The sequence below is a fragment of the Synechococcus sp. CCY9202 genome, from assembly GCF_034931685.1.
In the GTDB taxonomy this organism is placed as follows: Bacteria; Cyanobacteriota; Cyanobacteriia; order PCC-6307; family Cyanobiaceae; genus CBW1002.
The window spans coordinates 1-22,705 of the sequence record NZ_JAYGID010000012.1; the positions used below are offsets into that span (position 1 = coordinate 1).

The window sequence follows — 22,705 nt, forward strand, 5'->3', positions numbered from 1 at the left end:
GGCGGGCTCGCCCCAGAGCAGTGCGCCGCCGCGATGGCGCACCGTCCCCGGTCCAGCCCCGGGGATGCGCTGCAGCTCCTCGGTGGGCACCATCACCACCGGCACGCGGCGGTTGCCGCGGGCGCGGCTGAAATGGGCCGCCAGATCCGCCGCCGCCTGGAGGTCGTCGTCGCCGGCGACCGCCTGGGATGCCTTCAGAACCACGTGGCTGCCGGGACATTCCTGGGCGTGGAACCAGAGATCACCGCGACGCGCCTGGCGCAGGCTGATCCATTCGTTCTGGCGATGGTTGCGGCCCACCTGCACGATCAGGCCGGCCGCCGTGGCGCCCTGCAGGGGCTCTGGGGCCATGGCCCTGGCCATCGCCCGGCGATGGGCGCGCCGCTGGGGCTGCGGCGCCAGGGCTGCGCCCCTGGGGCTGTCCGTTCCCTCCGGTCCTCCTGGGCCTTCCCGCAGCTCCTCGGCCAGGGCCTCCAGCTGCTCGACGCCATCGGCCTGATCGAGGAAGGTGCGGCTGTGCTCCAGCCAGGCAAGCCGCTGGCGGTGCCGCTCCAGCCGCGGTGTGATCGCCGCCAGCGAGCGCCGCAGCTTGCGGGCCCGCCGGTAGAGCGCCTGGGCCTCGTCGATCTGCTCACGGGACAGGGCGAACTGACTGAGCAAGGCGTCCGCCTGGCTCTGCAGGGCTTCACTACCGCCAGCCGCCTCCACCAACGCCTCCTGCTGGTGCAGCTGCCGCTGTTCACGCTCGGTTGCGGCCTGCAGCTGCTGGGCGAGCTGGTGCTGCCGACGCTGCAGCTCCCGCGCCGCCAGCATGGTGCCGTAGTAGCCAGCCAGGGCCGTGTTGATGGGGAGGCTGTCGCCGGCCTGCGCCGGGCCATCCCCAGGCTCCGCCAGAGCGGGATTCTCTCCGGACGGTTCCTGCCCAGCAGGATCTGCCGCAGCCGGATCAACCCGCCAGCAGCGGTAGGCCGTGGGGCCAGCTGTATCGAAACAAAAGCGCTGATCCTTCACCGCCCTCAGCCAGGCGCACCACCGCTGCCACAACCGTGACCAACCGGCCGCGTTCAGGGTGTCTACAGACCGTGCCAACCAGGCGGCGCTCTGCTCCGCGGACTCCCCTGCCAGCTGGCGGGCCAGGGCCGGGCTGATGCCCTGATAGCTCTCCCGCAGCGCCCGTTCCAGGGGCAGGGGCAGCAGACTCAGGCGCCGCTGCCAGCTCTCGAACGGTTCGGCCGGATCGGGGCGATCGCCGCCCAGGGGCGGCGGCGGCTGGTAGGGATCGCCGTTGCCGATCGGCCGCAGCCGCGACTGTCCCTGCCGCACCTGATGGCCCAGGGCCATCACCCGCTCCTCAGCGTCGAGCAGAAAGATGTTGCTGTGGCGCCCCATCAGTTCCACCACCAGCTGCCGTTGGGGAGGCTCGCCCGGACGGGCCGCGAAACGCAGGTGCACGACGCGCTCCCAGCCGTCCTGTGCCAGCTCCACCAGGGCCAGCCCCTTCAGGCCATGCTGCAGCTGCTGAGCCAGGGTGCTGCCATCACCCTGACGGCGCGGTGCCGGGATCGCCAGCAGCCGAGGGGCTTCCGCCATCCAGCTGATCTCCAGCCAGCGCATGCCGTCGAGGCTGCGCAGCCCCAGTTGCACCGTGTGGGAGGCGCTCTGCTGCGCCTTTTCAAAGCGGCTCGGCACCACAGCAGCCCGCAGCTCCCCCAGCACCGCCCGCAGGCTGGTCACATCCAGAGGCTGGAGGGGTTGGGTTGACACCATCACCGCTGGCAGAGGTTCACAGCCGAGGCTGCTTACTCTGCTGCGCAGCAGTGTCACTTCCATGGCCCGCGCCGCGTCGTCCGCCCGGCTCACCGTGATCACCGGTCCCAGCGGCGTGGGCAAGGGCACACTGGTGAGCCGCCTGCTGCAGCGCCAGCCACGCATCTGGCTGTCGATCTCGGCCACCACACGCCAGCCCCGGGCCGGTGAGGTCGACGGCGTGCACTACTTCTTTCTCAGCCGTGAGGCCTTCGAGGCGCAGGTGGCCGGTGGCGGCTTCCTCGAATGGGCCGAGTTCGCCGGCAACCTTTATGGCACCCCGCGGCAGCCGGTGGAGCAGCATCTCGCCGAAGGACGGCCGGTCCTGCTGGAGATCGAACTGGAAGGGGCCCGGCAAGTGCGTCACTCCTTCCCGGCCGGCCAGCAGCTGTTGATCAAGCCTCCCTCTTTTGAAGAGCTGGAGCGGCGGATTCGCGGACGCGGGACCGACAGCGAATCCGCCATCGCGAAGCGCCTGGAGCGCGCCAGGGTGGAACTGGCCGCCGCCGCCGAGTTCGATGCCTGCCTGGTGAATGGTGATCTTGAGGTGGCGCTGGCGGAATTGGAACAGCTCATGGATCTGGGCACCAGCAAGAGCTGACGTGTACTGAGGCGTGAGCTGATCGGCCCGATGCCCGATCTGTCGGATCTGTCGGATTGATCCGGTCTGCCTGATCGATCTCCCTGGGTAAAAAAGCATGGTGATCCCAGCATCAACACTGAATCGACTCAGCCGAAACCATGCCATTGATCAGAGCGTTGTTCCCATTATCCGGACCTGATGGCAGCCAAGCAGTATCACAAGCTGCAGGCAAAGAACCTCGCCAGCCCAGCAGGCTCCGGGGCAAGAATGCCGTGCATGACAGCAAAAAAGCGGCCCCAAAAGGGGCCGCGAAGACTAGACAAGTCTGAGCAAAGAATCAGCGATGGCGGTTCAAGGGATATCGATGAAGCCCTGAAGGAACAGCTTCCCTGAACCTCTGAAATCAATCTGTTTTCAGAGGGGGTGGAACAGCAGATCAGGGAAGAAGCGATTGAACTCAATCATGATGCCGGCGGTGATCGTGAACCAGATGGCCGCGAACACCGGAGCGGTGGTCAGGAATTTCTTCATGTCAGAGAAGGGTGAAGCGGTTAGGGAGCAGGACATCAGCCTGCCGCGATGGAAAGGCTGTGACAATCAACAGCCCATTGCCTTCAGCGGGGCGACACGGTGACCTTGTTGTCGGACTCGAGCAGTTTGCCGCTGGTGAATTCACCAAAAGCGGCAATCGGCCAGCTGGCGGCTGCCAGGGTGCTCTTCAGGGCCAGGGAGAGATCAATCTGGATTTCCTTGGTGGTGGCGTCCTTGGTGCCACGGATGGCCTGCAGGTAGGAGCGCCCAGCCCAGCCGATGCAACCGGCGATATACAGGAAGGCGATTCCAGGGATCATGAAGTCTCCGGCGTGGCTCCAGCGGCCATCCACAATCAGGTGGGGCAGACCATCGGTGCCGCAGACGGCCTTGCTGTACATCGCAAAGCGAGCTTTGGCCTGCTCGGTCTGGGCGGCGCCGGCCCGCTGCTGGAACCGCGGGCTCTCGGCACAGGGGGTCAAACCGGCTACATCAGCCCTGGCGGACGGAGCGAAGCCAAAGATGAGAAAGGCGGAAAGAACGACGGCGAATAGACGGCGCATAGGGAGTTCGGCCGCAGGGCAGGATGTCACGACCGGACAGTAGGAGCGGCCCCCAGAGTCCATGGCCACGATTCTTGCCCTCGAAACAAGTTGTGACGAGTCGGCAGCGGCGATTGTGCGGGATCGCACCGTTCTGGCCCATGCCGTGGCTTCTCAGGTTGAGGAACATGCGCGCTTCGGCGGCGTGGTGCCTGAAATCGCCTCGCGACGGCATGTGGAGGCGCTGCCCCAGCTGATCGCCACCGTGCTGTCCGAGAGCGGTGTGGCGCTCCCTCAGCTGGATGCGGTCGCCGCCACGGTGGCGCCGGGCCTGGTGGGAGCCCTGCTGGTGGGATCGGTCACGGGCCGCACCCTGGCCCGCCTGCATGGATTGCCGTTTCTGGGCATGCATCACCTTGAGGCGCACCTCTGCTCGGTGCAGCTCGGATCTCCGCTGACGCCGGGGCCCCATCTGGTGCTGCTGGTGAGTGGTGGCCACACCGAACTGATCCGGGTCGAGGGTCCCGGGCGCTATCAACCCCTGGGCCGCAGCCATGACGACGCCGCCGGCGAGGCCTTCGACAAGGTGGCTCGCCTGCTCGGATTGGCCTACCCCGGAGGACCCGCCATTCAGGCCGCTGCCGAAGCGGGCGATCCCCATCGTTTTGCCCTGCCCAAAGGGCGGGTGTCGAGGCCGGAGGGAGGCTTCTACCCCTATGACTTCAGCTTCAGCGGCCTGAAGACAGCCATGCTGCGCCTCGTGAGGTCGCTCGAGGCCTCGGGTGAGCCGCTGCCCGTGGCAGATCTGGCGGCGAGCTTTGAGCAGGTGGTGGCGGACGTGCTGGTGGACCGCAGCTGCCGCTGTGCCCGCGATCAGGGCCTGGCCACGATCGTGCTGGTCGGCGGTGTGGCGGCGAACCGCCGCCTGCGGCAACGGATGGAGCAGAGCTGCGCCGAGGCCGATCTGCAATGGCGTCTGGCGCCGCTGGCATTCTGCACAGACAATGCCGCCATGGTGGGGGTGGCGGCGGCCCAGAGATTCTCGCAGGGCTGCCGCAGCCCCATGGATCTGGGGGTGGCGCCGCGGTTGCCGCTGGTGCAGGCGGAGCGCCTGTATGAGGCAACAGCTTGTTTCTGATCGCCCTAGGGTGGAATGATTCGCTGAGGACTGGTCGTCATGGCGCCGGTTGAGGAGGGCCAGGTTGTGGGCACGACCGATCCTGTTCAGGCGGATCAGGTGCCCGCAGGTTCAGTGGAGGGTGATTTAGGTCAGGTTGCTGTGACGCCGCTGGAGGCTTCCCTTCCGGGCGGAGTTGAGTCTGAGACCGTGATTGAGCCGGTTGGACCGGAGGAGCTCAACGCTTGGCGACGAGGCTTTACGCCCCAGGCGGAAATCTGGAACGGCCGACTGGCGATGCTGGGACTATCCGTTGGGCTCTCGGTTCTTCTGATCGCACGCCTGGCGGCTGGGCATTGATCGGTGCCTTTACTTATAACGAACTGAGCCTGATCCTGTCAGGACTTTGACTGAATTTCCACCGATTCAGGCAGGCGGATTGATCCCTTCAGTGCATCATGTCCTTCCACGCAGGGCCTGAGCAAGCTCGTTTGGCCTGAGGCTGACGGCCAATGCATCAACGCCCTCCACGCGACCATCTTCTACCAGCTTGATCAGGCTTTGATTGGCGGTCACCATGCCCTCGAAACTGCTGCGATTCATGATGTCTTCAATCTCGCCGAGTTCGCCACGCTGAATGTAATCCTTGCAAGCATCTGTGTTGATTAAAATATCGTGAAACGCAACCCTCTTGCCGTCCGTGGTCTTGATCAGGCCCTGGGCGATCACCCCCAGCAAGGTTTCGGACACCGCCCGCCGCACCGCATCCTGCTCCTGAGGGGGATACATCCCCAGCACCCGCTCCACGGTCTTCACAGCAGAGTTGGTATGCAGAGTTCCAAACACCAGGTGACCCGTCTGGGACGCTTCGATCGCCGTGGCCAGGGTTTCCTGGTCACGGATTTCACCGATCAGGATCACGTCCGGATCTTCCCGCATAGCGGCACGCAGGGCATTGTGAAAGTGCTTGGTGTGTTGGCCAACTTCCCTGTGGCGGATTAGGGACTCTCGACTTTCATGCACGAATTCAACCGGATCTTCAATCGTGATGATGTGGCGGGTCATGTTGCGGTTGATCCAGTCGATCATCGCCGCCAGAGTGGTGCTCTTACCGGAGCCAGTCGGACCGGTCACCAGGATCATGCCCTTGGGAAGGGCAGAAAGCTTCTTGAGTACAGGGGGTAGGTGTAGGTCCTCCAGGGTTGCGATCTTCTGAGGAATCAACCGCAACACCATCCCCGGCCCCCGCAACGAATCGAGCACGTTGATGCGGACTCGCGCAAAGGGGAAAGCAAAACTTCCATCGAATTCCTTGTCCCGCTGAAAGGAATCGATCTCAGCCGGCGTCAGCATCTCGCGCAGCCATCGTTGGAACGTCGCGGCGTCGGTGACCGGCCAACCGGTGCGTGCCATCTCACCGCGGGCCCGATAACGCGGTTCTTCGCCGACGCCCAGGTGGACATCTGAATGGTTCCGCTCGTGGGCCAGGCGCACGATGTCCTCGAGGGTGGCCGGTTGGCTTCCGTACCCACCAGCCTCCTGTCCAACCGATGCAACAGGGGTGGAGACAGGCTGGGCGAATGGTGGCGGCGGCGGTGGTTGCAGCCCCGGACCAGGCGAAGCAGGGGGTGGTGGCTGGGCGGGACCGGGAAAAGGGGAGGGCAGAGCCGTGGTTCCGGTCGGGGGGAAGGGCGAAGGCGGAAAAGGAGAGTCGGCCTGGGCCATGCCGGAGCGGAACGGGTCGGGTTCAACCAGCTTCGCCCCTATCGGGCCGGGAGGCCACCATCCCTAGGATCCGGGCATTGCTGCTGGGGGGCGGGATGCCACTGGTCACGATCGTGCTGGGCACCAGGCCGGAGGCGATCAAACTGGCCCCGGTGATCCGTGCCTTTCAGCAGGCCCCGGACCTGACCACCCGCGTGGTGCTCACCGGACAGCACCGCGAGATGGTGAGCCAGGTGATGGAGCTGTTCGGCCTGAAGGCCGATCACGATCTGGCACTGATGGCTCCCAAGCAGACCCTCACCCACGTGACCTGCGCCGCCCTCCAGGGCCTGGAACAGGAATTCACCGAGCATCGCCCTGATCTGGTGCTGGTCCAGGGCGACACCACCACCGCCTTCTCCTCAGCCCTGGCGGCCTTCTATGGCCAGATCCCCGTTGGGCATGTGGAAGCAGGCCTGCGCACCGACAACCTGCTTGACCCCTTCCCTGAGGAGGCCAATCGCCGGCTGATCTCCCAGCTCGCCCAGCTTCACTTCGCGCCGACGGCGCAATCGGCCAGCAATCTGCGCGCCTCCGGCGTGGTGGGCGACATTCTCACCACCGGCAACACGGTAATCGATGCTCTGCTGCTGATGGCGGAGACGGCCCCGGACTGGGATCTGCCCGGCCTCGACTGGAGCAGGCAGCGGGTGCTCCTGGCCACGGTGCACCGTCGCGAGAACTGGGGCGAACGGCTGCAGCAGATCGGCCAGGGTTTTCTCGATCTTCTGGAGCGTTTTCCCGACACAGCCCTGCTGCTGCCGCTGCATCGCAACCCCACCGTGCGGGAGCCCCTGCAGGCCCTGCTGGGCGACCATCCTCGCGCCTTCCTCACCGAACCGCTCGACTACGACAGGTTGGTGGCGGCGATGCGGGGCTGCGCGCTGCTGCTGACCGATTCGGGCGGCCTCCAGGAGGAGGCTCCAGCCCTCGGCAAGCCGGTGCTGGTGCTGCGCCGCACCACCGAGCGTCCCGAAGCGGTGGAGGCCGGCACGGCCCGTCTGATCGGCACCAACAGGGGCGACATCCTGCGGGAGGCCAGTCGCCTGCTGGAGGATCCCGCGGCCTACGCGGTCATGGCCCAGGCCCACAACCCCTTCGGCGATGGGCAGGCCAGCGGACGCATCCTGGAGGCCGCTCGCAGTTTTCTCAATGGCGGGGACGCTCAGTCGGCCTGTCCCTAGTTGGCCTGCTGTCCGTCCGTCCACCCTCACTCAGTCCGTCTGCGGACGCTTGCTGGCCCAGGGAGGAAGATCGATGAACACCCGTTCACCAGGCTTGAGGCCTGTGATGATCTGGGTGTCCTTGCCGCTGCTGGATCCGAGCTCTACGGGCTGGAAGGTGGGCTCGCGCTCGGGGCCGACCCTGAGCACACCAGGTTTGCCTGCTTCGGTCACCACCGCCACGGTGGGCACCAGGGTCTCGGAGCGCAGCTGACCGGCCTGAAAATCAATGTCGGCGGTCATGCCGATGCGCAGCTCCGGCGGCGGATCGATCAGCTGCAGTTTCACCTCAAAGGAGGTGACATTGTTGAGTTTGATCGCACGCGGCGCGATGCGCCGCACCCGGGCCGCAAAGCGCTGATCGGGGAAGGCATCCACCCGCACGCTGGCCATCTGGCCCACCCGTAGCCGACCGATGTCATTCTCGGGCACCTTGGCCAGCACCTCCAGCCCCTGGGCCAGCTCCACCACCGAGGAACTGGTGGCACCGGCCGTGGCCGACGCTGTGGTGGTGGGTGTCACGAAGGCGCCAGGGTCAGCGAACCGCTGGGTGATCACCCCATCGAAGGGGGCCCGCACGATCAGCTCATCCCGTTCCACCTGACGCTGCTCCAGCCGCTGACGAGCCGCCGCCACGTTGGCCTCATCCACGTGAAAGGCCCCCAGGGCCCGCTGATAGTCGTCAGCGCTGATCGCCTGGCTGGCGAACAGCTGGCGGCGGCGCTCCCATTCACTGCGGGTGCGGGCCAGCTGGGCCTCGGCCGAGCTCAGATTGGCCTGCAGTTCCTTCAGGCGTTCATTGAGATCACCCGAGTCCATCAGGGCGAGAGCCTGGCCTTGCCGCACCCGGTCGCCCTCCTCGACGTAGAGCTCCTGCAGCAGCCCCTGCCGCTTCGGGCTCACGTTCACCCGCCTGACCGCATCCAGTTCGCCGCTGGCGCTCACCACACTGGGAAGGGAGCCCTGGCGGGCCAGCACGGTGTATGGATCGAGATTGCGGCCCTTCTGGCCCGACTGACGCAACCAGACCGCCGTGCCGCTCAGACCGACCAGCACTGCCAGGGTGCCGGCCCAGAGACGTCGCCGTCGCCAGAGGGGCTTGACTGACGGGCTCCCGGTGAGCCCGTCGATGTTGGGATGTCCGGTGGGGGCGGGTTCGGGCCGGCGACGCGGCCGCAGGGGGGCGAGGACGGGAATGGGCCTGGTTCCGACTGTGCCCCAGTCTTTCGGGTTCGCGGCGTGATTGGGGTTGTTCACCGGGACGGATCTCCCCCGCAGCTCTGGATCCGACTGGCGCCTGGCTGGCAGCGATTAGATTCGGACCATGCTCAAAGCCGGAATTGTGGGACTGCCCAACGTGGGCAAGTCAACCCTCTTCAACGCCCTCGTGGCCAACGCCAAGGCCGAGGCCGCCAACTACCCCTTCTGCACGATCGAACCCAATTCGGGCGTGGTTGCGGTGCCGGATCCTCGACTGGAGCAGCTGTCAGCGGTGAGCGGCAGTAAGGAGATCATCCCGACCCGTGTTGAGTTCGTCGACATCGCCGGCCTGGTCAAGGGGGCCAGCCAGGGGGAGGGACTGGGCAACAAATTCCTGGCCAACATCCGCGAAGTCGATGCGATCGTCCACGTGGTGCGCTGCTTCGAGAACGACGATGTGATTCACGTCTCCGGTTCGGTAGGCCCTGCCCGTGATGCCGAGGTGATCAACCTCGAGCTGGGGCTGGCCGATCTGGCCCAGGTGGAGAAGCGGCGCGAGCGGCTCAAGAAGCAGACCCGTACCAACAAGGAAGCGCAGCTCGAGGACGGAGCTCTTGCCCGCATCCAGGCCGTGCTGGAGCAGGGCGGAGCGGCCCGCACGGTGGAGATCAGCGAAGAGGAGGCCCTGCTGATCAAGCCCCTGGGCCTGCTCACCGCCAAGCCGATCATCTACGCCACCAATGTGAGCGAGGACGACCTCGCCTCCGGCAATGCCTTCGTCGACGAAGTGAAGGCCGTTGCTGCTCAGGAGGGCGCCGAGACCGTGCGCATTTCCGCCCAGGTGGAGGCCGAGCTGATCGAGCTGCCTGAGGAGGAGCGAGCTGAGTTCCTGGCCGGTCTTGGGGCGGAGGAAGGTGGGCTGCAAAGCCTGATCCGCGCCACCTATTCCTTGCTCGGATTGCGCACGTACTTCACCACGGGTGAAAAGGAGACCCGCGCCTGGACGATCACGGCCGGCATGACGGCGCCACAGGCCGCGGGAGTGATCCACACCGATTTTGAGCGGGGCTTCATCCGCGCCCAGACGATCGGCTACAGCCAGCTTCTGGAGGCCGGTTCCCTGGTGGAGGCGCGCAATCGTGGCTGGCTTCGCAGCGAAGGCAAGGAGTACGAAGTCGCCGAAGGTGATGTCATGGAATTCTTGTTCAATGTCTGACGATATCGAAGTTAAAAATGCGACGAAAAAGATGCGGGCATGCGAAAATCTATGCAAAGCACATAATTGGATGCGGTTTGCATATGCCTTAGGAGTACCGCGACGGTGCGGCAGGGGTTGCCCGTTGCGAGGCTGATATAGCTATTTGTAGTGAATCGGGAAAGGCCCGTATCAATGAGGCTGAAGAAATACTCTTTGAAGGAGTGATCCGACCCTCGGCGGGCCGGCTCAAAGAGGCGGCTAGGCAGCACTGTGACATCGGAGGCCATGTGAGTTTCGCTTACCTGAATTCCCTGGTCATCAAGAAGGTAGGCGGCTTCTATGCCGGTATTGTTGGCCACCAATTCCCAAAGGGCCGCATCAAAGTCCTGCCGCTTCGCCTTCTGCAGGCCTGCGCACCCTTGTTGGGCAAGTCGCTGCAGGTCTAAACTCTGCTGGCGGCGGGCCTTGAGTGAATCAGTGGCATGGGTGCGCTGTCGACGTGTTGCCTGAGCAAGGGGCTCCAGCAGGCTAGGAAGATCAAGCTGTTCAGCTTTCCTGGCCCTTGCAAAGAAGAAACCCTGCAAAAGCTCCGCTCCCAACGAGGCACAGGTGTCAACTTCGGCATGGGTTTCAACCCCTTCGGCCAAGACCATGCAGCCGATACTACGACTAAGATTAACCAGGGATTTTATTGTTTCTTGCTTAAAGAAGTCGCGATCCACATGGGCCACCAAATGGCGATCGAGTTTGATGATGTGGGGACGCAGCTGGGCGATGCGGGGCAAATTACTGTCACCTGCTCCAAGATCGTCAAGTGCAATGAGAAAGCCATGCCGGCGATAAGTATCAACGAAGTCTCGTAGGGACTCGAGATCATGTACCCGGCTTTCATTGACTTCGATCACGACGTCGCTGGGTTCAAGACCCGAGGCCTTGACCCTCTCCAGCAGCCAGCCGGAGCCCAGGACCCCACGATCGATCACTGAAGACTAGAAGTTGAGAAACAGCAGCGGACGGCAGCCTTCGGCGAACCGTAGACGGCTGTAGCTCTCCAGGGCCTTCAAACGGCAGAGCCGATCCAGTTCCAGCATGCGACCGGTGGTTTCCGCTTCCAGGAACATCTGCACCAGGCCCATGGTGCGCGGCCTGGCCAAGGCCTCGATTCCAACAACAGATTGATGGCGGAGCGAAAGAATCGGCTGGAATTCAATATATAAATCCTGATTGGTCAGCAGCTCTGCCAAGGCATCGCAACTGGTCTGGTCATCCTGTTGTGGAATCTCTTCAGACAAGCTGGTATCGAGTGAAATCTGCGCCTGTGGGGTGGACGTAGTCTCCCTTCGAGTCCGCGGGGCTGGATCTTCCATCCTTGGGAAAGGAGTAAGCACGTCAGACCCTCGCTTCGCAACGAGCGTCCTGAGAAATTATAGTAAGAGCATGGCTGTGAAAGGCTTTGTATTCGCCAACACGGTTGCAAGCTTTCACTCCGCTTTGGTTCTGTTCTTGCTGATCGGGTTCAGCCTCTCAGGAGGCTTGCCGGCGGGAGAGATCCCTGCAGTTCTGCGGGTCACGCGATGGAAGCCTGGGTCAGGTTGAAACCTTGAAATCGATGCAAAGCACGAAAGCCTGATCTGAATCATGCTCGAACACCACGGTTACGGTGCGACAAGGTCGCCCAGTGGCAAGACTGATATAGCTGTCCGTGGTGTAACGCTGCAGCCCAGCATGGATGAGACTGAAAAAATACTCCTTGTAAGAGTGGTCCGTGCCGCGGGGAGCTGGACCGAATAGCCGGCTTTTGAGGCCAATCACTGGATGGGACATGTGGGTTTGGCTCACCTGAATCCCTTGGCTGTCCAACAGGTAAATGGCCTCGATCTCAGGGTTGTTCTGCACCAGTTCTTTCAGAACTAAATCAAAATTTTCGGGAGTGCAGTCCTGCAATCGTTCGCAAGCGATTCCGGCGAGTCGATGTAGGACGCTGCCAACTTGTTTCCGGGCGTGGAGGGTATCCACGGCATTGTCCCTCTGCCGTTGCGAAGCAGAGACCAAGGCTGGCAACAAGGCAGGAAGGTCGAGGTGGACAGGAGCCTTGGGGCGATCGAAGTGAAAACCCTGGAATAACTCAGCGCCGAGAGAGGCGCAGGCATCCACCTCCTCCAGGGTCTCGACGCCTTCCGCCAGGACGAGACTCCCAATGCTGCGGCAGAGATTGACCAGCGACTTGATCGTTTGCTGTTTGAAGAAGTCATGATCCACTCCCGCGATCAAGTTGCGGTCAAGCTTGATGATGTGGGGCCGCAGCTGGGCAATGCGTGGGAGGTTGCTGTCACCGGCGCCAAGATCGTCGATGGCGATAAGGAAGCCGAGATCGCGATGCGCATCCACAAACTTCCTTAATGAGTCGGGGTCGAGTACCTTGCTCTCATTCACCTCGATCACGATATCGTTGGGATTGATCCCGTAGGACTCCACCGTGCTCAGCATGGATCCCGAGTGAACCACCGCTCGGTCGATCACCGAAGCCTCAATATTGACGAAAAGCAGCGGCCTTGTCCGGCCAATCGTGGGCAAGTGCCTGTAGGCCTCCAGCGCTTTGCGGCGACAGAGGCGATCCAGCTCCAGGAGCCGACCAGCGGCGGCCGCCTTGGCAAACATTTCACCCACGCGCATGCGGTGCGGCCTCGCCAGCGCTTCGACCCCCACCACGGTCTTCTGACGCAGCGACAGGATCGGCTGAAAGTGGATATCCAGTCGCTCGTGTTCGATCAGGTCGTGCAGATCGGGTAGCCATGCATCCACCCGTGAACCGGACGCCTCGACCCCACCTTCCTCAAGCACCTCCAGAAAGGGCCGGGGGGATGGTCGGATGGGCTTCCGGGGTAGGTAGAGATGCCGATGGGGCTCGTCAGACTGGTGCCCATCCAGGTGGCGGGGGGGGGCGGGATCCAAGATGTCGGCAGAGGACTGACCAAGTGCCTCCTCACTCACCCGATCAGAATCGGGGTCGGGACGGTCTTGCGAAGAATGCTCCTCGTGCCGTGTCATCAAGGCTCCTGCACGGCCCGTTGAAGCTGATCTGCTTCACTCTATGCAAGATTGCCGGAATTTCGATGCTTCCCCCGTGCTGGCCACACACATCTCAGCCTGTGGTCGGATCGGTGGCGGCTGGGCAAGAATCCAGGTCAACAGCGGAGGCATGCAATGCCGTCATCCCAGCCATCCCCGTCGAGCCAACCGATCGAGTCGGCGAAGAATCTCGCCAGCCCGGAGCATCCCCACAACTTTGAGGCGCAGAAGGAGGTGCATCAACAGATTCGTAACGATCCCGACTACGACGACTGGGAATACGGCACGGAACCCTTGCCCCATGAGGCCTGGATCGCCGCGCGTGAGCGTGGCGCCGCGGCTGTGCCGGACTCAGATCCTGGGGCCGGCGGCACGGGGGTGTAGGAGGCGCACCAGACGCAACCCCACCAGGTACAGCAAAGTCATGGTCAGCCAAAGGCCGGCGCCATGACCCTGGCGATCCAGCAGTTGGCCGGCCAGAAGGGGTGCGGTCAGGGCGCTCACGGCGAAGCACTGGGAGAACAGTGCCAGGGCAAGCCCCTGGTGTTTCAGGGGTGTGAGTTCCACTACCGCCTCGCTGGCGATCGGCAGGAAGGCAGCCTGACCCAGCGCCAGGGGTAACTGGGCCAGCATGATCAACCAGGCTCCACCCACGTGGAGGGCCGAGACTGCCAGCAGCAGGCTTCCGCAGGCGAAGCACACCAGGCTGAGCCCGAGGCCCGTGCCCACCGGTCGACGGGCCAGGGCCTGCCCCACGGGCCACTGCAGCAGCAGCAGCAATGCCAGCTGCAATCCGATCATCAGGGCGCCCTGGCTATCCGGAAGGGGTGGCCGCTGCAGCCCGCCGCGCACTAAGTCGAGCGGAAGGGCGCTCTGCATCAGCGCCGGCATCGCTGTGGCCAGCACCGTCAGTGCCAGCAACGGCAGCAGAGGAGGCAGCCAGCTGCGCCAGGTGTCACCAGTCCTGGAAAGGGATCGGGGCCTCGGATCGGGCAGAGGACGCAGCAGCAGCAGCAGGGCCATCACAACCAGGCAGGCAATGTCCACCAGATAGATGCCCCGCAACCGGCCGCCCCAGGCCAGCAGGGCCCCGAGCAGCGCCCCCGCTGCGATCCCGGCCGCATCAGCGCTGCGTGCCAGGGCATAGCCCCGTGCCGAAGACACCGGCTCGCAGCTCAAGGGCACCGCCAGCTCGATCGCCGGCCAGTAGAGCCCCATGGACGCCCCCAGCAGCAGCTGGCCCTGCAGGAAGCCTGACCAGCCCCAGGCTCCCGCCAGCAGGCTGTCACCCGCCAGGGAAAGCAGCACTGCCATCAGGACGGGGACCGTGCAGTTGAGGCCCCGATCCAGCAGGAGGCCACAGAGCAGGCGCCCACCGGTGCCGGCCAGGGCCGCCAGTGCCAGTCCCTGGGTGACGCTGCTGGCGCTGAAGTCGGCCTGGTGGAACACCATCGGAGTGAGATAGACCACACCGCCAGCCCCCAGAGACCCGATCAGCCGGATCAGGACCAGTTCACGCAGAGGCGCGGGAAACTGGTGAAACCAGGAGCCCGCTCGGGCCACCTCTTCTGCAACCGTCTCTGACTCCGCTGTTTCCTCCGTCAAACCGCGCACGCTGTCTCTGGTCTGCGCTGGCCAGTCTGCTGCTGGGCCTGATCGGGCTGCCGGCCGAGCCCGTGGCAGCGGCAGAGCGCCTGCACGTGCACCTCGACGGTCTGGAGATTCCGATCGACCTGGAGCAGCTGGAGGCCTGGAGCCGCCGCCGGCCCCGACGGCCGGACAGTCAGCTCGTCTCCGGCGATGACCTCAGCGAAGGCGAGCTGGCGGTCTGGCTGGAGCTGATGGATGGGCGCAGTCGCAACAACCTCAGCCGCCTGCTGCGGGCCCCCCTGCTGCGCTCCCGAACCTTCGGCGAGCAACTGCTCACCAGCTGGGCCGGCCAGCGGATCCTCGTGGAAGTAGGCGGCCTGCTCACCGACGCCCAGGGCCGTGGATCCAGCGCCCTGCTGCAGGAGAGCCTGCGGCGACTGCTGGAGGAACGGGGCGAGGTCACCGTGCTGGACCTGCTGGACGCCCTACCCACCGACGACCTGCACCTGCAGCTCGACACTCTGCTGACCCAGGCGGAACAGTGGCGCGATCAGCTGCGTCTGCAGCAGCGGGCCCTGGGGCGGCTGCGGCGCATGGAGCTGCCCGACCGCCAGGAGCGTCCCCTGGCCTTCAGCGATGCGCCGGAGGTGCAGATGCAGCCCCTGCTGCTGCCGGTGGCCCACCGCGACGATCCCCTGCCGCTGGAACTCTGGCGTGGCCGTAGCACGGCGGCTCCAGCAGGCCCCTGGGTTCTGCTGATGCCAGGCCTGGGAGGCAACTCCGAGCAGCTGGGCTGGCTGGCAGCCGCCCTGGCGGATCGGGGATGGCCTGCCGTGGTGCTGCAACACCCTGGCAGCGATGCCGGGGCGATGCGGGCCCTGCTGGCCGGATCACAGCCCCCGCCAGGGGCCGAAACCCTGCCGGATCGACTGGCCGATCTGGAGGCCGTGCTGGCGGCGGAGGCCCATGGCCCGCTGCCGCCACTGGGAGATGGCGTCGTGCTGATGGGCCATTCCCTGGGCGCCATGACCGCCCTGCTGGCCAGCGGTCCCGCGCCGGAGCCCGGGCTGGAGCGCCGCTGCCGCGAGGCCCTGCGCCGCCTGCCGATCACCAACCTCTCGCGGCTGCTGCAGTGCCAGATGGCGGATCTGTCGCTGGAGCTGCACCCGCCACCCTCCCTTCGGGAGAGGCCCCTGCGGGGCGTGGTGGTGTTCAACGGCTTCGGCAGCCTGCTCTGGCCCGGGCGGGGGCTCGAAAACCTCAGCGTGCCGCTGCTGATGGTGGGCGGCAGTCTCGATCTGATCACGCCACCGGTGAACGAGCAGCTCGCGCTGTTTCTGCCCTCCAGCCAGCCCCGAAGCCGCCTGGTGGTGGTGGATGGCGGCAGCCACTTCTCGCCCGTGCGGGTCTCACGCCGGGGGGAGGCCCTCTTCCAGCTGGGCGAAGAGCTGGTGGGGGTGGAACCGCAGCGGGTCCAGAACCTGATCCTGCGGCTCAGCGTCGAGTTCCTCCAGGGCCTGAACGGCCCCGATCTGCTTCCACCCCAGCACCGACTGCAGGAGGGAATCGGCGCCTACGTGCTCGACGCCGCCGCGGCCCGCCACTGGCAGCAGGATCTGAACCGCTGATGGCGGCACCCTGACTGCAAAGCCACGGGCTCAGAAGCGGATGCGGGGATCCAGCAGGGCCACCAGCAGATCCACCAGCACCGTGACCATCACCACCAGCGCCGCCACCACCACCACGATCCCCTGAACCACGGGATAGTCCCGCTGGCTGATCGCCTCCTGAAGCCGGAAGGCGATGCCGGGCCAGGAGAAGGTGACCTCGATCAGCAGGGCCCCGCCGATCAGGGAGGCCACCGTGATGCCGGTGATGGTGAGCACGGGCAGGAGGGCATTGGGCAGGGCATGGCGCAGCACCACCCGCGCCTCCCCCAGGCCGCGGCTGCGGGCCGCCTCCACGTAGTCGGAGTCGAGGGCTCGGCGCAGGTTGAGGCGCAGGGCGTTGTCGAAGATGCCGCTGAGCAGCAGGCCGAGGGTGGCGGCGGGAAGCGTCAGATGGCGCACCGTGCCCTGCAGCTGGCTCCAGTTGCCCGCCCTGAGACTGTCGAGCAGGTAGAAGCCGGTGCCTGTGGGGGGCAGCAGGGAGGGAGGAAAACGGCCGCCCACCGGCAACCAGCCCAGCCAGACGGCAAACACCAGTTGCACCAGCATCGCCGCCCAGAACGGCGGCAGGGCGTAGGTGCCGATGCCGTAGAGGCGTCCGGCCAGGTCGAGTTTTCCCTCCGGCCGGGCGATGCCGCTGAAGCCCACGGCCAGACCCACCACCGCCGCCAGCAGCAGGGCCGTGACTCCCAGCTCAAGGCTGGCCGGCAGACTCTGACGAATGATCGCCGCCACCGGCTCCTGGCTTGCCTGGGACAGGCCCATGTCCCCGTGCAGGAGATTCGTGATGAAGTGGCCGTATTGCACCGTCAGTGGCTGATCGAGCCCCAGCTGCTGGCGCAGGGCCGCGCGCACGGCGGCGGGAGCCTTGGGGCCAAGCAGGGCATCGATCGGATCACCCGGCGCCACCCGCAGCAACAGAAACACCAGGCTGGCGATCAGCCAGAGCATCAGGGGCGCCAGGGCCAGGCGGGCCCCCAGATAGCGCAGCAGCTCGTTGCGGCGACTCATCGGCCGGCCTCCCCTCCGGAACGGGTGTCCGTTCCATGGCCAAGCCGATGCAGTGCCTCCAGCCGCACCCGTCCGGATCCATCAAAGAGGGGTGGGCTCACCCCGGCACCACTCCAGGCTCCCTCCTCCATCAGCCACACCGGTAGGTAAGGAACGGCGGCAGCGGTGCGCCGCTGGATGGCACGCAACAGGGCAATCCGCTCAGGGCCTTCCACCTGGCTGCTGCGCACCAGCTCCAGATCCAGGCCAGGGGCGGTCCAGAAGGAGCCGCTCAGGGCACTGTTGCCCTTGGCACAGCGGTTCCCCTGGGGCTCCTGGCAGCTCAGCAGGGGGGCGAGAAAATTCTCGGCGTCCGGATAGTCGCCGATCCAGTCGTAGAAGAACAGCACCAGGGCTCCATTGGCGAGCTGGTCGTAGGCGGTGGTGGATTCCATGCCGCTCACCTCCAGGGTCACGCAATCGCCCAGATCACGGCGCAACTGCGCCTGCCAGGTGAGGGCGAACAGTCGGTCACTGGGGATGTCAGAGCGGAAGGTGAGCGGCAGGATGAAGCGCTTGCCGTCGCAGTATCCAGCCGCGCGGTACAGGCGACGCGCCTCGGCGGGGTCGTAGGCGGGCCAGGCGCTGGGATCGGAACCCGGCAGGCTGGGGGGCACCAACTGACGCAGGGGCGGCCGCAGCCCCAGGCTCACCCGGCGGCTGATCGTCTGCCGATCGAGGCTGTGGGCGATGGCCTGGCGCAGGCTGGGATTGTCCAGGGGCGGCTGGTCGGTGAGCAGCGACAGGAAGCCGATCGAGAGTGCCGGGCCGCGGGCCTCATGCAGCCGACCAGCCAGGGCATCGCGCCGCAGGGCCTGTTCGTGGTCGATCTCCAGGCCACTGGAGAGCAGAACGTCGACTTCGCCGCTGCGCAGCGCTCCGAAAAGGGCGGTGGAGTTGCTCAGGGTGACCAGATCCATGCCGTCGTTGGCAGGTTTTGGCCCCCAGTAGCGGCGCCAGGGGGTGAGCCGTACCTGCTGGCCGCCGAAGAAGGTGAGCTGATAGGGCCCCGTACCCACGAAGCGCTCGTTCAGAGGCTTGTCCGGGTGGTTGCGATAGGCGGTGGGGGAGATCGGCGTCAGAAAAATGGCCGACAGCAACCGCGGCAGGGGGCTGAAGGGTTGATGGAGTTCCAGTTCAACCTCGTGGCTGCCGCTGGCCCGCACCTCCTTGACCCGATCGCTCAGCTGATAGCCGAGGGTGCCGATCGCCATGAAGCGCTTCAGCGAAAACACCAGCGCGGCGGCATCAAAGGGAGTGCCGTCGTGGAAGAGCACACCTCGGCGCAGGGGGATGCGGGCCCTCAGGCCATCACTGCTGATCGTGGGAAGGGCCGTGGCCAGCCGGGGTTCGATGCGGCCTTCGGCGGTGATCGCGTAGAGGGGGTCACCCAGGGCGCTGAGCACCTGCATCGCTCCGATCCGGGAGGCCTTGGCAGGATCAACGGAATCGATGCGGCTCTTGGTCGCCACCACTAGACGGGTGGGCGTGCGCTGCGGCTGGCAGGAAGCCAACAGGGGCACCAGCAGCGCCAGGGCCAGCAGCGGCAGCAGAGATCCCGGGTGTGAGCGGAGGCAGCGGACAGGGGCCAGGACTCTGGAAATGGGGAGGTCCGGTGCCGACAGAGCAGAGGCGAAGACGGAATCAGACAGAGCTGGGGACAAGGTCACCGCTCGAGTGGGGCCATTCAAGGCCAACGGACCGCCTGTGATGGGCAGGACTCTGTCGCCTTCAACGATGGCTTGACCATCTGCAGAGAGACAATCCGGCAGGGCGGGTCTCAGGAACGGGACGCGAAAGGCTGGGGACGATGAGGGGCTGGCGTGACGCAGCCGGGCTGGAGCTGCTGAAGAGGCAACTCAAAAACCGGGCAGCCATGGCGGGCAAGGGGCCAGCGGCGCAGCCAGCAGCGGTTCCCGGCCTGATCAACGCCGATCACCTGATACAGCTGCTGATCATCGCCGCAGATCCGGATGCAATCGCCCTGATGCGGGGGGGTGGACGTGAAGGTCATGGTCGGGGGAGGAAAGAAACAACGCTCCCGGATGTCCGGCGGTTCCCCCACCCTTCCGATGGCGGCGGGGCGGGGTTGTGCGCTCGGCTACTGGGTAGCCGGTCGGTGAGGGGATGGCGACCTGGACTCGGGGGCTGAGGGGCGTTGCCTGAGGCTGGGTGGTGCCTCTTTTCTTCAGGATTGCTTCAGTGTTTGGCCGTCACTCTGCCGCATCGACGGGGTGCTTCGCCAGGGGGGTCAGAGGGTGCGCAGGCAGGCAGCCACCGCCTCCACTTCGGCCAGCGCTTCGATCGCATCGAGAGCGGTGCGGAAATGCTGCTCCAGCACCTCGTGGGTGATCGCCACGATTTCAGCTGCGCCGTTCTGCCCCTCGAATTGCACGATCGACTGCAGGGAGACGCCCGCATCGCCGAAGCAGGTGCCGATCCTGCCGATCACACCGGCCTGATCGCGGGTCTGGAGTCTCACATAGTTGCGATGCCGCGTCTGGGACCCGTCCACTAGGCGGCAGGGGCGCCAGCTGCCTGCCGCCAGCAGGGGATCGAGCTGGCCCGGCGCACCACCCACCTGGCGAATGCCGGCGATGTTGAGGATGTCGGCCACCACGGCCGAGGCGGTGGGCCCGGCACCAGCGCCTGGGCCATAGAACATCACCTGGCCCACCGGATCGCCTTCCACCAGAATGGCGTTGTTGACGCCATGCACGCCTGCAAGAGGGTGCTGTCTGGGCAGCAGGGTGGGATGGACCCGCACGTCCAGCAGCTCGGTGCCATCGTCTGCGGTGCCGAGGTGCTGGGCGACGGCCAGCAGCTTCACCACGAAGCCCAGCTGAGCGGCGTAGGCCACGTCGCGGGAGTCGAGCCGGTCAATCCCCTCCGTGGGGATCGAGGCCCTGGGCACGCTGCCGCCGTAGGCGAGCCCGGTGAGGATGGCGATCTTGTCGGCCGCGTCGCCGCCTTGCACATCGGCGGCGGGATCGGCTTCGGCATAGCCCAGGCGCTGGGCATCGGCGAGCACGGCGTCATAGGCGGCCCCCTCCTCAGCCATCCTGGACAGGATGTAGTTGGTGGTGCCGTTGATGATGCCGCTGACCCGTTGCAGGCGGTTGCCGCCCAGCGACTGCTTCAGCGGCTCGATGATCGGAATGCCGCCTCCGACAGCCGCCTCGATCAGTACGTAGACGCCCCGTGCGGCGGCGGCAGCGGCGATCTCCTCGCCATAGCGGGCGATCACGGCCTTGTTGGCGGTCACCACAGACTTACCGGCAGCGATGGCCCGCAGGATCAGGGAGCGGGCGGGCTCCAGCCCTCCCATCACCTCCACCACGATGTCCACCGCCGGATCGTCCACCACCGCTTCCGGGCTTGTGGTGAGTACCTCCGGGGCCAGGTCCACGGGGCGAGGCCGGCTCAGATCCCGCACCGCCACACGACGCAGGGCCAGCTGGCCCACGAGGGGATGGCGGCCTTCGGGGCTGCTGAGAATCGCGGCGACACCGGCTCCCACCGTCCCCAGACCGAGCAAGCCGATGCCGATGGTCATGTCGCTGACGCCCCTCAAACCACTGATCCTAGAAATCCGCTCTGAATTCAACCGTTGCCCAGGGCCGGAGCGTTGCCCAGCGCCGGATCTTCGCCCTGAGCACCGGCCTCGTCTTGTGCAGCAGGCTGGCCCAGCCTCACGGCCTGGGACTGCATCATCCGCAGGATGTTGAGAAACCCGTTGGCCCGAGATGGGGTCAGGCTCGCCTGCAGCCCGGTGGCGGCGATGAAGGCGGGATCCACCGCAGCGGCCTCCGCCGGCGTCAGCCCTTCAAGACCCTCGATCAACAGGGCCAGCAGGCCCTTGGTGATCTGGGCGTCGGAATCACCCTGCCAGTGCAGCGTTCCATCGACCAGCTCCCCCACCACGAACACCTGAGACACACAGCCCTTCACCTTGTAGGCGTCCTGCCGGAACTGATCGGGCAACGGCGCCAGCTTCTTGGCCAGCCAGAGCACGTATTCGTAACGGCGTCTGGGCTCGGCGGTGCTGCCGAGCTTCTCGACGATGCGGTCGAGGGAGGGACTTCCGCTGGCCATCGGCTCAGCCCTGGCGGCGGCTGCCCAGCCGGGCAAGACGCACCAGGGTCCCGGCCGAGAGGAGGCCTCCAAGCGAGGCGAGGCCAATGGTGATCAGTGGCACGCCGGGAGAACGGAGCTCCTGCTGCCAGGCGGCGTCGATCCCGAGGGGGCTGGTGACCTGACGAACCTGGTTGTCGCCCTTGGCAGGCAGTTCGATGTAGTCGCGATGGCCGGATCCCCCATCCACCTGCACTTCCCAGTCTTCGGCGTTGGCCATCGACGCGGGCAGCTGGAAACGCAGCTTGCCCTGGGTGTCGGTACGGCCCACCAGAATCGGATCACCGCCACCGGGTGGCATCAGCCGCACCAGGGCTTCGGCGACGGGCGCTCCACTGGAAAAGTGGCTCTGCAACATCATGTCGTCGTTGAGGCTGCTGAGGCGCTCCAGACTGCTCTCCACGGCATGGGCCCTGGCGGCACAGGGGTTGAGCAGGATTCCGGCCACTGCCGGAACCAGAACCGCGACGGCACGGAGACGCATGGGGAACCTCAGGACGCTTTCCAGCGACTATCGCTGCTTTTTCCGGCCTGCACCATCCTCACCATCGAACTCACCATCAGCGAGAGGGCATCGCTGGATGACCCACCAGCCTGTCCGCGGGCCTGGAGCTCCGAGGCGAGCACACGCTCGGGGGCTGAATCGGTCAGGGCGGAGAGGGCGGGAGAACGCATCAGAACCGGCTCGACCAGAACTTCGAGGTTCTGATCCTGCCAAATTCACGGCGTCCTCAGTGGCCTGGCGCCCAGGAGTTACAAGGTTGCAATGATTGTGGGGGCTGAGGGGTGAACCCTGAGGGTCAGGGCTTGGGCACCAGCACCAGCCCGGTTTCGCTCAGCCAGCCCTGGAAGGGCACGTCCCAGGGATCGGCCGGCAGCGCCTCCACCACACAACCCTGGGGCAGCACCACCAGCGCCGGCACATCCCCCCAGGCGGGCAGGATCCGCAGGCGGTCGTACCAACCACCGCCATAGCCGAGGCGAAGGCCGCGGCGATCCACCGCCAGGGCCGGCACCAGCAGCAGCGCCAGCTCCGCCGGATCCAGCGTTGCCTGCGGATCCGAGGGCGCCGGGATGCCGCAGCCGTCAGGCCGCAGCGGCTCCCCAGGCTGCCAGGCGCGGTAATCAAGGACTTGCCGCTCGGAGGCCGTGGCCGCCGGGGCCCAGGGCAGGGCGATGCGACCGGGCCAAAGGTCGGCCAGCCCGCGCAGATCCGCCTCGCCAGCCAGGG

The 22,705-nt window shown here is 65.7% G+C and carries 24 protein-coding genes; 7 read left to right on the top strand and 17 right to left on the bottom strand.

Features of this window, described 5'->3' with window-relative positions; genetic code table 11:
- The coding region (locus VB777_RS01745; protein ID WP_323246688.1) for an NFACT RNA binding domain-containing protein at window positions 1–1,890 on the bottom strand (1,890 nt) is incomplete at its 3' end.
- Here VB777_RS01745 and gmk point away from each other — a divergent pair.
- Entirely contained in the window at window positions 1,829–2,407 is a 579-nt protein-coding gene (gene gmk / locus VB777_RS01750; protein WP_197169688.1) for a guanylate kinase, read from the top strand. The two genes, VB777_RS01745 and gmk, sit on opposite strands and share 62 nt — an antisense overlap.
- A 396-nt stretch (window positions 2,408–2,803) precedes the next feature.
- On the opposite strand, the gene psaJ is transcribed toward gmk, so the two are convergent.
- Window positions 2,804–2,920, bottom strand: a complete 117-nt coding sequence (gene psaJ, locus VB777_RS01755; RefSeq protein WP_185465876.1) for a photosystem I reaction center subunit IX — start codon at window positions 2,918–2,920, stop codon at window positions 2,804–2,806.
- A gap of 83 nt (window positions 2,921–3,003) precedes the next feature.
- Window positions 3,004–3,483: a Photosystem I reaction center subunit III gene (locus VB777_RS01760; RefSeq protein WP_197153919.1), complete on the bottom strand. Its 480-nt coding sequence runs from the start codon at window positions 3,481–3,483 to the stop codon at window positions 3,004–3,006.
- Window positions 3,484–3,544: 61 nt separating this feature from the next.
- Between VB777_RS01760 and tsaD the strand changes: the two genes are divergently transcribed.
- Together tsaD and VB777_RS01770 are read left to right on the top strand one after the other, a co-directional pair.
- Window positions 3,545–4,600, top strand: a complete 1,056-nt coding sequence (gene tsaD, locus VB777_RS01765; protein ID WP_323246690.1) for a tRNA (adenosine(37)-N6)-threonylcarbamoyltransferase complex transferase subunit TsaD — start codon at window positions 3,545–3,547, stop codon at window positions 4,598–4,600.
- 150 nt (window positions 4,601–4,750) lie between these two features.
- On the top strand, window positions 4,751–4,939 hold the full coding sequence (locus VB777_RS01770) for a chlorophyll a/b-binding protein (RefSeq protein WP_197159136.1): 189 nt from the start codon (window positions 4,751–4,753) through the stop codon (window positions 4,937–4,939).
- A 96-nt stretch (window positions 4,940–5,035) separates the two neighbouring features.
- Here VB777_RS01770 and VB777_RS01775 read toward each other — a convergent pair whose 3' ends face one another.
- Entirely contained in the window at window positions 5,036–6,304 is a 1,269-nt protein-coding gene (locus VB777_RS01775; protein ID WP_323246692.1) for a type IV pilus twitching motility protein PilT, read from the bottom strand.
- Between the two features lie 95 nt (window positions 6,305–6,399).
- On the opposite strand from VB777_RS01775, the gene wecB reads away from it, so the two are divergent.
- Window positions 6,400–7,527, top strand: a complete 1,128-nt coding sequence (gene wecB / locus VB777_RS01780) for a non-hydrolyzing UDP-N-acetylglucosamine 2-epimerase (protein WP_323246694.1) — start codon at window positions 6,400–6,402, stop codon at window positions 7,525–7,527.
- A 30-nt stretch (window positions 7,528–7,557) separates the two neighbouring features.
- Here the strand turns inward: wecB and VB777_RS01785 are convergent, their stop codons facing one another.
- The gene (locus VB777_RS01785) at window positions 7,558–8,697 is read right to left on the bottom strand and encodes an efflux RND transporter periplasmic adaptor subunit (RefSeq protein ID WP_197172233.1); all 1,140 of its coding nucleotides are present in this window, start codon (window positions 8,695–8,697) and stop codon (window positions 7,558–7,560) included.
- 193 nt (window positions 8,698–8,890) lie between these two features.
- Here VB777_RS01785 and ychF point away from each other — a divergent pair, with 193 nt between their 5' ends.
- The gene (ychF, locus tag VB777_RS01790) at window positions 8,891–9,982 is read left to right on the top strand and encodes a redox-regulated ATPase YchF (protein WP_197153922.1); all 1,092 of its coding nucleotides are present in this window, start codon (window positions 8,891–8,893) and stop codon (window positions 9,980–9,982) included.
- An 11-nt stretch (window positions 9,983–9,993) separates the two neighbouring features.
- On the opposite strand, the gene VB777_RS01795 is transcribed toward ychF, so the two are convergent.
- The 3 genes from VB777_RS01795 to VB777_RS01805 form a co-directional block, all read right to left on the bottom strand.
- Complete coding sequence (locus tag VB777_RS01795) at window positions 9,994–10,947, bottom strand: EAL domain-containing protein (RefSeq protein WP_323246696.1); 954 nt, start codon at window positions 10,945–10,947, stop codon at window positions 9,994–9,996.
- Window positions 10,948–10,953: 6 nt separating this feature from the next.
- Window positions 10,954–11,331 carry a hypothetical protein gene (locus VB777_RS01800; protein ID WP_323246698.1) on the bottom strand — a complete coding sequence of 126 codons (378 nt, stop codon included), beginning with the start codon at window positions 11,329–11,331 and terminating at the stop codon, window positions 10,954–10,956.
- Window positions 11,332–11,551: 220 nt separating this feature from the next.
- On the bottom strand, window positions 11,552–12,805 hold the full coding sequence (locus tag VB777_RS01805) for an EAL domain-containing protein (protein ID WP_197153926.1): 1,254 nt from the start codon (window positions 12,803–12,805) through the stop codon (window positions 11,552–11,554).
- A gap of 363 nt (window positions 12,806–13,168) precedes the next feature.
- Here VB777_RS01805 and VB777_RS01810 point away from each other — a divergent pair, with 363 nt between their 5' ends.
- The gene (locus VB777_RS01810; RefSeq protein ID WP_322757465.1) at window positions 13,169–13,417 is read left to right on the top strand and encodes a hypothetical protein; all 249 of its coding nucleotides are present in this window, start codon (window positions 13,169–13,171) and stop codon (window positions 13,415–13,417) included.
- On the opposite strand, the gene VB777_RS01815 is transcribed toward VB777_RS01810, so the two are convergent.
- On the bottom strand, window positions 13,385–14,596 hold the full coding sequence (locus VB777_RS01815; protein WP_231605137.1) for an MFS transporter: 1,212 nt from the start codon (window positions 14,594–14,596) through the stop codon (window positions 13,385–13,387). The genes VB777_RS01810 and VB777_RS01815 overlap by 33 nt on opposite strands.
- Before the next feature lie 113 nt (window positions 14,597–14,709).
- On the opposite strand from VB777_RS01815, the gene VB777_RS01820 reads away from it, so the two are divergent.
- Entirely contained in the window at window positions 14,710–16,251 is a 1,542-nt protein-coding gene (locus tag VB777_RS01820; protein ID WP_323246702.1) for an alpha/beta hydrolase, read from the top strand.
- A gap of 30 nt (window positions 16,252–16,281) precedes the next feature.
- Here the strand turns inward: VB777_RS01820 and VB777_RS01825 are convergent, their stop codons facing one another.
- The 8 genes from VB777_RS01825 to VB777_RS01860 form a co-directional block, all read right to left on the bottom strand.
- Window positions 16,282–17,301, bottom strand: coding sequence for an ABC transporter permease (locus VB777_RS01825; protein WP_323246704.1), 1,020 nt, complete (start codon window positions 17,299–17,301; stop codon window positions 16,282–16,284).
- Window positions 17,298–19,010: an ABC transporter substrate-binding protein gene (locus VB777_RS01830; protein ID WP_323246706.1), complete on the bottom strand. Its 1,713-nt coding sequence runs from the start codon at window positions 19,008–19,010 to the stop codon at window positions 17,298–17,300. Before VB777_RS01830 ends, VB777_RS01825 begins: the two co-directional genes overlap by 4 nt.
- Window positions 19,011–19,120: 110 nt before the next feature.
- Window positions 19,121–19,354: a hypothetical protein gene (locus tag VB777_RS01835; RefSeq protein ID WP_197153929.1), complete on the bottom strand. Its 234-nt coding sequence runs from the start codon at window positions 19,352–19,354 to the stop codon at window positions 19,121–19,123.
- A gap of 237 nt (window positions 19,355–19,591) precedes the next feature.
- Window positions 19,592–20,896, bottom strand: a complete 1,305-nt coding sequence (locus VB777_RS01840; protein ID WP_323246707.1) for a homoserine dehydrogenase — start codon at window positions 20,894–20,896, stop codon at window positions 19,592–19,594.
- Between the two features lie 47 nt (window positions 20,897–20,943).
- The gene (locus VB777_RS01845) at window positions 20,944–21,435 is read right to left on the bottom strand and encodes a SufE family protein (protein WP_197153931.1); all 492 of its coding nucleotides are present in this window, start codon (window positions 21,433–21,435) and stop codon (window positions 20,944–20,946) included.
- Window positions 21,436–21,439: 4 nt separating this feature from the next.
- Window positions 21,440–21,958: a hypothetical protein gene (locus tag VB777_RS01850; protein WP_197153932.1), complete on the bottom strand. Its 519-nt coding sequence runs from the start codon at window positions 21,956–21,958 to the stop codon at window positions 21,440–21,442.
- A gap of 8 nt (window positions 21,959–21,966) precedes the next feature.
- The gene (locus VB777_RS01855) at window positions 21,967–22,149 is read right to left on the bottom strand and encodes a hypothetical protein (protein WP_197153933.1); all 183 of its coding nucleotides are present in this window, start codon (window positions 22,147–22,149) and stop codon (window positions 21,967–21,969) included.
- A 125-nt stretch (window positions 22,150–22,274) separates the two neighbouring features.
- On the bottom strand, window positions 22,275–22,705 hold a 431-nt coding region (locus VB777_RS01860; protein WP_323246710.1), incomplete at its 5' end, for a 5-formyltetrahydrofolate cyclo-ligase.